The sequence below is a fragment of the uncultured Streptococcus sp. genome (assembly GCF_963516515.1).
Taxonomy (GTDB): domain Bacteria; phylum Bacillota; class Bacilli; order Lactobacillales; family Streptococcaceae; genus Streptococcus.
The window spans coordinates 19406-28896 of sequence record NZ_CAUQCJ010000024.1 but is presented as its reverse complement, the minus strand read 5'-3'; the positions used below and the strand labels follow the sequence as shown (position 1 = coordinate 28896).

General features: G+C 41.2%; 12 protein-coding genes and 1 pseudogene. 2 read left to right on the top strand and 11 right to left on the bottom strand.

The window, feature by feature from the left end; all coding sequences use genetic code 11:
- Positions 1-111: 111 nt before the first annotated feature.
- The 11 genes and pseudogenes from RYL77_RS06075 to RYL77_RS06025 all read right to left on the bottom strand — a co-directional run bounded on the left by RYL77_RS06075 (position 112) and on the right by RYL77_RS06025 (position 7271).
- Positions 112-435 (bottom strand): AzlD domain-containing protein, encoded by a 324-nt coding sequence (locus RYL77_RS06075; protein WP_000253936.1) that lies wholly within the window; start codon positions 433-435, stop codon positions 112-114.
- Positions 425-1120, bottom strand: a complete 696-nt coding sequence (locus tag RYL77_RS06070; RefSeq protein WP_078135725.1) for an AzlC family ABC transporter permease — start codon at positions 1118-1120, stop codon at positions 425-427. Before RYL77_RS06070 ends, RYL77_RS06075 begins: the two co-directional genes overlap by 11 nt.
- Positions 1121-1428: 308 nt before the next feature.
- On the bottom strand, positions 1429-1746 hold the full coding sequence (locus tag RYL77_RS06065) for a hypothetical protein (protein WP_315010584.1): 318 nt from the start codon (positions 1744-1746) through the stop codon (positions 1429-1431).
- Positions 1747-1976: 230 nt separating this feature from the next.
- Positions 1977-2192, bottom strand: a pseudogene (locus tag RYL77_RS06060) (MutR family transcriptional regulator); the annotation flags it as partial.
- Between the two features lie 73 nt (positions 2193-2265).
- A complete protein-coding gene (locus RYL77_RS06055) occupies positions 2266-2934 on the bottom strand; it encodes a CPBP family intramembrane glutamic endopeptidase (RefSeq protein ID WP_042901762.1) in 669 nt (222 codons plus the stop codon).
- Positions 2935-3000: 66 nt separating this feature from the next.
- Positions 3001-3168 carry a hypothetical protein gene (locus tag RYL77_RS06050; RefSeq protein ID WP_315010581.1) on the bottom strand — a complete coding sequence of 56 codons (168 nt, stop codon included), beginning with the start codon at positions 3166-3168 and terminating at the stop codon, positions 3001-3003.
- Positions 3169-3455: 287 nt separating this feature from the next.
- Positions 3456-4319 (bottom strand): XRE/MutR family transcriptional regulator, encoded by an 864-nt coding sequence (locus RYL77_RS06045; RefSeq protein WP_042901763.1) that lies wholly within the window; start codon positions 4317-4319, stop codon positions 3456-3458.
- 103 nt (positions 4320-4422) lie between these two features.
- Positions 4423-5433: a tRNA (adenosine(37)-N6)-threonylcarbamoyltransferase complex transferase subunit TsaD gene (gene tsaD, locus RYL77_RS06040; RefSeq protein WP_315010577.1), complete on the bottom strand. Its 1011-nt coding sequence runs from the start codon at positions 5431-5433 to the stop codon at positions 4423-4425.
- Positions 5423-5860: a ribosomal protein S18-alanine N-acetyltransferase gene (gene rimI / locus RYL77_RS06035; protein ID WP_315010576.1), complete on the bottom strand. Its 438-nt coding sequence runs from the start codon at positions 5858-5860 to the stop codon at positions 5423-5425. The genes tsaD and rimI overlap by 11 nt, the downstream gene beginning before the upstream one ends.
- Positions 5857-6540 (bottom strand): tRNA (adenosine(37)-N6)-threonylcarbamoyltransferase complex dimerization subunit type 1 TsaB, encoded by a 684-nt coding sequence (gene tsaB, locus RYL77_RS06030; RefSeq protein WP_315010574.1) that lies wholly within the window; start codon positions 6538-6540, stop codon positions 5857-5859. Before tsaB ends, rimI begins: the two co-directional genes overlap by 4 nt.
- A 515-nt stretch (positions 6541-7055) precedes the next feature.
- Entirely contained in the window at positions 7056-7271 is a 216-nt protein-coding gene (locus tag RYL77_RS06025; RefSeq protein WP_315010572.1) for a hypothetical protein, read from the bottom strand.
- A gap of 279 nt (positions 7272-7550) precedes the next feature.
- Here RYL77_RS06025 and RYL77_RS06020 point away from each other — a divergent pair, with 279 nt between their 5' ends.
- Together RYL77_RS06020 and rnjA are read left to right on the top strand one after the other, a co-directional pair.
- Positions 7551-7784, top strand: a complete 234-nt coding sequence (locus RYL77_RS06020; protein ID WP_000639575.1) for a DNA-dependent RNA polymerase subunit epsilon — start codon at positions 7551-7553, stop codon at positions 7782-7784.
- 1 nt (position 7785) lies between these two features.
- Complete coding sequence (rnjA, locus tag RYL77_RS06015; RefSeq protein WP_315010570.1) at positions 7786-9465, top strand: ribonuclease J1; 1680 nt, start codon at positions 7786-7788, stop codon at positions 9463-9465.
- The last annotated feature ends 26 nt before the right edge of the window (positions 9466-9491 follow it).

Below are 9491 nucleotides of genomic sequence, written 5' to 3'. Positions count from 1 at the left end.
TTTTTCATGTCATTTCCTCCAAAATAGAATACCTTATAATCTTAACAGAAAAAGATCATTTACGCCATTATATGATATCTATATCTGTGATAGGTTTTCTTTATGACTAATTTAAAAGACCAAACGCAAGACGGCAATCAAGACCACTCCAAAGAGAACCGTTCCGACCAGATTGCGGTAGCGAAAGGCCACCCAAGCCGTTGGAAAGACTGCTAAGAAATCCAGCCATTTGATCTGAGGAAGACTCCCAACCTTGCCTGTCACTACGCTTGAAAGAATCAAGGCAAAGATAATAGAAACGGGCAAGAACTTCAAAAAACGCTCAACGATAGCAGGCAAGCCCTTATACTTGACCAAGATAAAGGGAATCATACGGGGAATCCATGTCACCAAGCCAGAGAAAATAACTGCTAATAAAAGATACTTACTGACCATCTAAAACCACCCCCATTGTACAACCAAGTAGCGTCGCAAACAGAACAGCTAGCGACTGAGACACCACTGTCAAGAGTAAAAAGAAGGACACCGCAACAACTGCTAGGATAATGAGCAGATTGCGGACAGGAATCCGTCTTTGCATAATCTGGAATTGCGAAGCAAAAATGCCGATGAACATCCCAACTAGGGCAAAATCTAAACCAAAGATTTCTGGATTTGGCAGCAGGCCACCCAGAGCCGTTCCGACTACTGTTCCCACAAACCAAGCCACATAGCTGTTGAGATTGTTTCCGTGCATCCACATAGGATTGACCTTGTCTGCATGGGCCAATTCGCCCATCAAAACACCATAAGTCTCATCCGTCAAGATACTAGACATACCGATATTGTGCCAGAGACTAGTATGACGGAAATAGGTTGACGCATGCAAACTCAACAAAAAGAGACGCAAATTAATCAAAAAAACCGTCATAGCAATAGCTGCCACAGGTGCTTGAACCGCAATCAGTGCCAGCATGGCAAACTGGGCACTCCCAGCATAAACAAAGAGGCTCATCAAGCCCATCTCCACAGGTGTCACATAGGGCGCACCAATAATCCCACAGGCCAGTCCGATGCTGACATAACCAAGGGCCGTTGGCATGGCTGCCTGTGCCCCCTCCCAAAATCCTTTTTCTTTCATCTTTCTCCTCGTATTGTCTTAATAACACTCAATGAAAATCAAAGAGCAAACTAGGAAGCTAGCCACAGGCTGCTCAAAACATTGTTTTGAGGTTGCAGATAGAAGCTGACGCGGTTTGAAGAGATTTTCGAAGAGTATAAGTAGGCTGAAAAGGCTCCAGCCACAGCATGGACTATTATAACACATTCAGGAAAGAGAAAAAAGTCTGCTGATTGTAATCAGACAGACTCCATTTTATTCCAGTGTATCAAAAACAAGACTTGGTTTGGCATTGAAATCCAAGTCTTGCCCATATTCAGATTCATCCATTATGCGATGTTCATACCGTATTCTATAATGAATAATGTCTTAAAAATACCAGACCACACTATTCCCTGCTTGTATTTAGCTTCTTTCTTTTGAACAAATTTTGCTAAATCCAACAACTCTGTCGGCGGTTCACCTTTAAAGCTCAACAATTCTTTAGAGACGGCAAAAGAAAGACGTGCAGCTAACAAATCTTCATTAGTACTAGAGAACTGTTTTGCTGTTTCCAGCAATTGCTTCCTAAATTCTTCCGTCAAGCTAATTTCTTTATTATTGTACAGGGAATGAATTAAAATTTGTAACTGACTTTGTTTTTCCATCGTTTACCTCATCTTATCTAGGACGCCAAGTTTCACTTTTAGTCCAGCCATTTACAGTATACTCAGAATTAAACATATACTGTACGAATTCCCATCTATAAACCACTTCTGCGACTTAGGATTTGCTTGAAGTACTTTACAAGGATAGTATAACACAGAAATTGGCTTATTTTAGTAAATCGCATATTTGACATTTTTTCTCATAGAAATTTCACATTTGCTATTGTTGACTAATCGATAAGTTCTTTGTATTGCTGTAAACGCAATTCGAAGAGGGCTAGCAATTGTGGATTTTCTAATACTTGCAGAGATTGGATAAAGTGTTCAATCTCTTTTTGATTGCTTCCCTTAGTTTGAAGGAAAACACTCATTTTCTTTAAAAATTGCCATAATACTTTTTCAAAAACATCATACGGGCGCAGCATACTCTCCAACTCGGCTTCAAATGAAAGTTTCCTCATAGTAATGCAAAACTTTTTACCAAAATCAAATACTCCGAAATTTTCATCTCTTTAAATTCTAGTGCAATAACATAAGAATCTGACCAATACCATTGTAGACTATATGCAGTCCAATAGGCCAATAAATGGACTTTGTTGCTCTAAACAAGACTGCAAATATGAGACCGCCACCCATATATACAAAAAAGTCTGTTAAGACCCAACCATGGCCGCTAATGTGTAAGATTCCAAATAATATAGCCGAACCAAGTACATCCAGTCCCCATTTCTTCCCTTTCTCCAGAACTGTCATCACCAATCCCCGATACATGATTTCTTCAAAAATAGGAGCCAGTACTACAGGGTAGAGAAAGAACATCAAAAATGCCGTAGCTCCTGTAAAAGTAGGAGCGTAATGTTGATAAGAAATTGCATTTCTAGTAGGTGGAAAAAGAGAAAAGGTAACTCTGTTCCAAAGGAACAACAAAAGAAAAGCTAAGACACAATAAAACAAATAGGTCCAGCGAAACTTCTTACTGTTGATTTTCTGCCATTTTCCTGACTTAACCATAGTAAAAAAAGCAATAAAAACGACAAGAAAATGCAACATCATATCCGACAAATAATAGCCAAAGTCAGATAGACCAAGAGCAAAGTCGCTAGATAAAACCAGACCACTAAGATACTGGTAAGCAATGACGAGTAGGATTACTATAAAAAAGTAGTATCTTGAAGTTATCTTTCCCATTTTATTTTCTCCTATATATGAAATAAAGATAGCCCCTACCCAAGAAAAAGGCAAGGGCTTTAAACATCAATAACGACGTCTAGTCTCAGGAGCTGGAGGAGCAAAGTTAAAGTAGTTTTGCCATAGACCGCCCATTCCACCAGATTCCAATGGAGGATATGCCCTTCCTCCATAAACTGTCTCCAACTCAGCTTCTGTCAATTCCATTGTTTCTGCAAATTGTAAATTTAACATCTTTTATACTCCTTCAATTGTTTTTGCTTGTAAAGCACTTCTGCGACCTAGGATTTGCTTTAAGTACTTTACAAGGACAGTATAACACGAAAATTGGCTTATTTTAAAAAATCGCATATTTGATATTTTTTCTTATAGAAATTTCAGATTTGCGATTTTAGTAGATTTGATTATTTCACTGGTATAATCAAGTTATTACTAATTAAGGAGTGGAGCAACTATGAAAAAACAAATTTTAACATTATTGACAGCCGTTGCTGATATTATTATCATTTTGCCATTTCTAACTAATCAATAAGTTCTTTGAATTGCTGCAAACGCAATTCAAAAAGGGCTATCAATTGTGGATTTTCTAATACTTGCAGAGATTGGATAAAGTGTTCAATCTCTTTTTGATTGCTTCCCTTAGTTTGAAGGAAAACACTCATTTTCTTTAAAAATTGCCATAATACTTTTTCAAAAACATCATACGGACGTAGCATGCTCTTCAACTCGGCTTCAAAGATTGGGATGTAGGAGAAAAGCTTGCGCTCCATGAGTTCTGATAAGATATTTAAGAGCCCTTGCTTCATATACAACCGATTGTGTACTAACTCTTTAAATTCCTTAGATTTCTCAATTAAAGCGGTTGATAAAAATATCAAATCTTGATTGCTCAAGAAGGGCATGGTATTGCAAAAGAGATAGAGTTCAAACCAGGTCCAAGACTCAATAGCATAGAGATAGATAGTCAAAAACTCGCTATCTTCTTTTACCAATGGATAGTTCTTATCTAAGGAATGGAGTGCGTTTTTAATTACAATAGCATTCAAACGACGATAGGTCTGCGCCATCTGTTCTTGTTCGACTTCCTCCAACAGTTGCTCTAAACCAGCAATATCTTGATGGGCAAAGCAATCCACAACCCTTCTACCAATTCGCATATGTGGAGATTCTTGATAGTTGTTAAGCTTGTGCCCAAATTCATCGAAATTCATATTGATCCCTTGAATAGCTAGGATTATCTTATCCGCAGATAACATAGACTGCCCTAGTTCAAACTTAGACAACTGAGAAGCTGTTAGTCCAGCACAAGCCACATCTGACTGCTTGAGCTTTCTCGCCAAGCGCAATTCCTTGTAAAATTCTCCCAATTCCATTCTCTCAATCATCTGACCACCTCCTATTCTGTATATATTATATCATTATTTACAATTATTTGTCAAAATATTCTGACACTTCAGCTAGTGAAAAAGCCAGCCTTGAGCTGACTCCTTATTCCATAGTATCAAAAGCAAGACTTGGTTTGGCATTGAGATCCAAGCTTGCAAAATTTTCTTTGTTCCACTCGCTGACGCTGGCATAGGCAATCATACCTGCATTGTCTCCGCAGAGACGCAGAGGTGGAATGATGACCTTGACATCTGCGATTTCGGTTGCTAGGCGTTCTCTGAGGCCTTTATTGGCTGCCACACCACCTGCCACGACTAGAGTTTTAACAGGGTATTTCTCCAAAGCCTTCTTGGTTTTAGCCATGAGAATATCCATAACTGCAGCTTGGAAGGACGCACACAAATCCTCTGTAGACAGGCTTTCTCCCTTTTGCTCGGCATTGTGGTGAAGATTGATAAAGGCCGATTTCAAACCAGAGAATGAAAACTCCAGATTGTCTTCCTTAATCATGGCACGAGGAAAATCATAAATATCCTGCCCCTGATGAGCCAACTCGTCAATCTCACGACCTGCAGGATAGGTCAAACCCATGACACGGCCGACCTTATCATAAGCCTCACCAACCGCATCATCACGGGTTTCCCCAACAATCTTGTAATCCCCAGCCTCAGAAACATAGACCAACTCTGTGTGCCCGCCACTTACTAAAAGTGCTAACAAGGGAAAGTCCAAAGGCTCCACACTTTGAGCTGCCATGAGGTGACCAGCCATGTGGTTAACAGGAATCAGTGGAAGTCCATGTGCCCAAGCAAAGGCCTTGGCAGCTGACAAACCAACTAGCAAGGCTCCAACCAAGCCTGGTCCATAGGTAACAGCCACAGCTGTTACATCGTCTTCGGTAATCCCTGCTTCTGCCAGAGCCTCCTCGATACAGGCTGTAATGACCTCGACATGGTGACGACTGGCTACTTCTGGCACTACGCCACCAAAACGTTTGTGGCTCTCAATTTGACTAGCAATGACATTGGACAAGAGCTCATCGTCGTTTTTCAAGACGGCAACACTGGTCTCATCACAGGATGTCTCAAATGCTAAAATATATCTATCCTTCATCTATTTCTCTCTTCATGATAATGGCGTCCTCGACTGGGTCATGGTAGTAGGCCTTTCGCTCAGCGATGACTGCCATCTTTTCTTTCTTGTAAAATGCTTGCGCTCGTTGATTTGACTTTCTGACTTCGAGGAAAATCTCCTTGTCTGTCGGCAATTGAGCAAACAAGGCTGACGCAATTCCCTGACCCTGATAGTCTCCTTTAACAGCGATTTGCAAGACTTCTGCCTCAAAGATATTTTCCTGTACAGCTAGAAATCCAATCACTTCTGCCCCATCATAAGCCAGAGCATACCAAGTCTGGTCTTGAGCCAGGTCTGCTTGGATTTGTTCCAGCGTCCAAGGACTGACTGGGTAAACAGCTGCCATGACAGCGTAGATGTCTTGAGCCAAATCAGGCTGCTGTTGGATTCGTTTGATTTCTATCATAGGCGTTTAATGTAAGACTCACCAGACTCGGTGTGGTTCTTGAGCCAGTTTTCCTCAGCCTCGACTCGTTTGAGGTAATTCGGCACAAAATCATGCAAGGAGTCTGCTTCCTTGTCCCAAGCCAAAAGTGCTAGATTAGCTGCATTTGGCAAGGTTTCTTTATAATTAGTCCTTGGCAAGTGTTCTTGAATCTGCTCCACAAAGGGGACGACTTCTCCGACAAAGGTTACCTGACTAGCACCCTTGATTAGCTCGATGACTCGCTCAAAAGGCAAGTGTGCTTCTGGCATGACAGGTTTAGCATTTTCATAAAATCCTGCATAAACATTGTTGCGACGCGCATCCATCAAGGGGACGAACAAACCTTCTTGTTGGTAGGGCACCAGAGCCAAGAGGCTAGACATACCAACTAACTCGATGTTCAGAGTGTGAGCTAAGGTCTTGGCAGTTGCTACTGCGATTCGCAAGCCTGTGTAGCTACCTGGCCCCTCTGCCACCACGATTCGGTCCAAGTCCTTGGGTGTCCAGTCCACACTCGCCATCAAAAAATCGATGGCAGGCATGAGGGTAATACTGTGATTTTTCTTGATATTAATCGTCGTCTCAGCAAGAACCTGCTTATCCTCTAAAATAGCGAGAGATAGAGCCTTGCTGGACGTATCAAAAGCTAATACTTTCATAACACATTCCTATCTTTTTGTCTGCTTACTATTATACTACAAAAGCTGGCACATGGGAATTTTCTTTATCCCCAAACAAAATGCCTATACTTAAACAAAAAATAATTCGCAAATAAAATTAAAAAAATTTTCACTTTTCCTTTTCTTTTCCGAATATAAAAGTGAACAAGAAAATTGAAAGGATCTCCGTAAAAGGTTTGATAAGTCATGCTAGATAAAAGACACATTTTTAGAAGGATAAATTTTCTCTTCTTCATCTCTTACAGCTTTCTCAGCATTCTCAATGATTTAAACATTACTACTATCCCTTTACCAATTGATTTATCTGTTTGTATTGTTTTATTTTTATGCTTCAACTCTATTTTTGAACAGAAGAATCATTAACACAAAACTAATAAGCTCTGAAAATTCCATTGTCATGTCATTTTAGAAAAATGCAAAACCGCCTCATCTTGATAGATGGGGTGGAATTTTCTTTGCCCCCAAACAAAAATGCCCTAGCATGAGCAGGGCATCTAAGCATTTAATCCAAAGAAAAATACAAACCAAACGACATAGGTTACAAGGAGGAGAAAAAGCGAATAGAGAGTCACAAAGGTAATCTTCCACAAGAACTTGCTTTGTCGTCGTTCCAGTTTGGCAAATAGAAGATTCCCTCCATAAACACAAGCAATAAAAACGATAAAAGCTACCACGCGAACTCCGATAGCACAAGCAAATAAGTCATACATAGGGAACCTCCTTGACTTAAAATCTATATGGAATTATGACAAGCAATAAATTTCACTTCCATTATCAATATAACACATCTCCTTTGTTTTTGCAAGCGCTTACTCAACAAATCGCCTCCTAACTTTCTTGTTTCCGTCTTTTACTAATTTTTCATTTTGTGGTATAATTGAAATAATTGTAACGAATCAAGGTCAATCTAGACACAAAATGGAATGAAATCAAGCAAATCTCTGCTAAAAGTTTGGAATAAGCTGACCTGTAAAATAGAAAGGAACTATATGATTTACAAAGTTTTTTATCAAGAAACAAAAGAACGTAGCCCACGTCGTGAAACAACACGCGCACTTTACCTAGACATCGATGCCAGCTCAGAACTTGAGGGTCGCATCGCTGCTCGCCAACTTGTCGAAGAAAATCGCCCAGAGTACAACATCGAGTATATCGAACGCTTGTCTGACAAATTGCTAGATTACGAAAAAGAAACTGGCGCCTTCGAAATTACGGAGTTCTAATATGGCCTATACTCTTAAACCTGAAGAAGTCGGCGTTTTTGCCATCGGTGGTCTGGGAGAAATCGGGAAAAACACATATGGGATTGAATACCAAGATGAGATTATTATCGTCGATGCTGGGATTAAATTCCCAGAAGATGACTTGCTTGGTATCGACTATGTCATTCCTGATTACTCTTACATCGTGGACAATATCGACCGCGTCAAGGCTGTCTTAATCACACACGGACACGAGGACCACATCGGTGGGATTCCATTCCTACTCAAGCAAGCAAATGTCCCTATCTACGCTGGACCGCTTGCCTTGGCTTTGATCCGTGGAAAACTCGAAGAACACGGCCTCTTGCGCAACGCCAAACTTTACGAAATCAATCACAATACTGAGTTGACCTTTAAAAATCTCAAGGCAACTTTCTTTAGAACGACTCACTCTATTCCAGAGCCTTTGGGGATTGTCATTCATACTCCACAAGGGAAAATCGTCTGTACGGGTGACTTCAAGTTTGACTTAACACCAGTTGGTGAACCAGCAGATTTGCACCGTATGGCAGCCCTTGGTGAAGAAGGCGTGCTCTGTCTCCTGTCTGACTCGACAAATGCAGAAGTGCCAACCTTTACCAACTCTGAAAAAGTCGTTGGTCAGTCCATCATGAAGATTATCCAAGGTATAGAAGGACGTATCATCTTTGCATCCTTTGCCTCAAATATCTTCCGTCTCCAACAAGCAACAGAAGCTGCTATTAAGACTGGACGTAAGATTGCGGTCTTTGGTCGTTCTATGGAAAAGGCCATTGTCAACGGAATCGAGCTTGGCTACATCAAAGCTCCTAAGGGAACCTTTATCGAGCCAAATGAAATCAAAGATTACCCTGCAGGAGAAGTTCTCATCCTCTGTACAGGTAGTCAGGGCGAGCCGATGGCAGCCCTCTCTCGTATCGCCAACGGAACCCACCGTCAGGTGCAACTCCAACCAGGTGATACGGTTATCTTCTCTTCTAGCCCAATCCCTGGAAATACTACTAGCGTCAACAAGCTGATTAACATCATTTCAGAAGCTGGTGTCGAAGTTATCCACGGTAAAGTTAACAATATCCATACATCTGGACACGGTGGCCAGCAAGAGCAAAAACTCATGCTCCGCTTGATTAAGCCAAAATACTTCATGCCTGTCCACGGTGAATACCGCATGCAAAAAGTCCATGCTGGACTAGCAGTGGATACTGGTGTTGAGAAGGACAATATCTTTATCATGAGCAATGGTGATGTGCTTGCCCTTACTGCTGACTCTGCTCGTATCGCAGGTCATTTCAACGCCCAAGATATCTATGTCGATGGAAATCGTATCGGTGAAATCGGCGCAGCTGTCCTCAAAGATCGTCGTGATCTATCTGAAGACGGTGTCGTTCTAGCAGTCGCAACTGTCGACTTCAAGTCTCAGATGATTCTGTCTGGTCCAGACATCCTCAGTCGAGGCTTTGTCTACATGAGAGAGTCTGGCGACTTGATTCGCCAAAGCCAACGCATCCTCTTCAATGCCATTCGTATCGCACTGAAAAACAAGGATGCTAGCGTGCAATCTGTCAATGGTGCCATTGTCAACGCTATTCGCCCCTTCCTCTATGAAAATACAGAACGTGAACCGATTATCATCCCTATGATCCTCACACCAGATGAAGAATAAATTATAAAACAGCCCCGTCTTCGGAG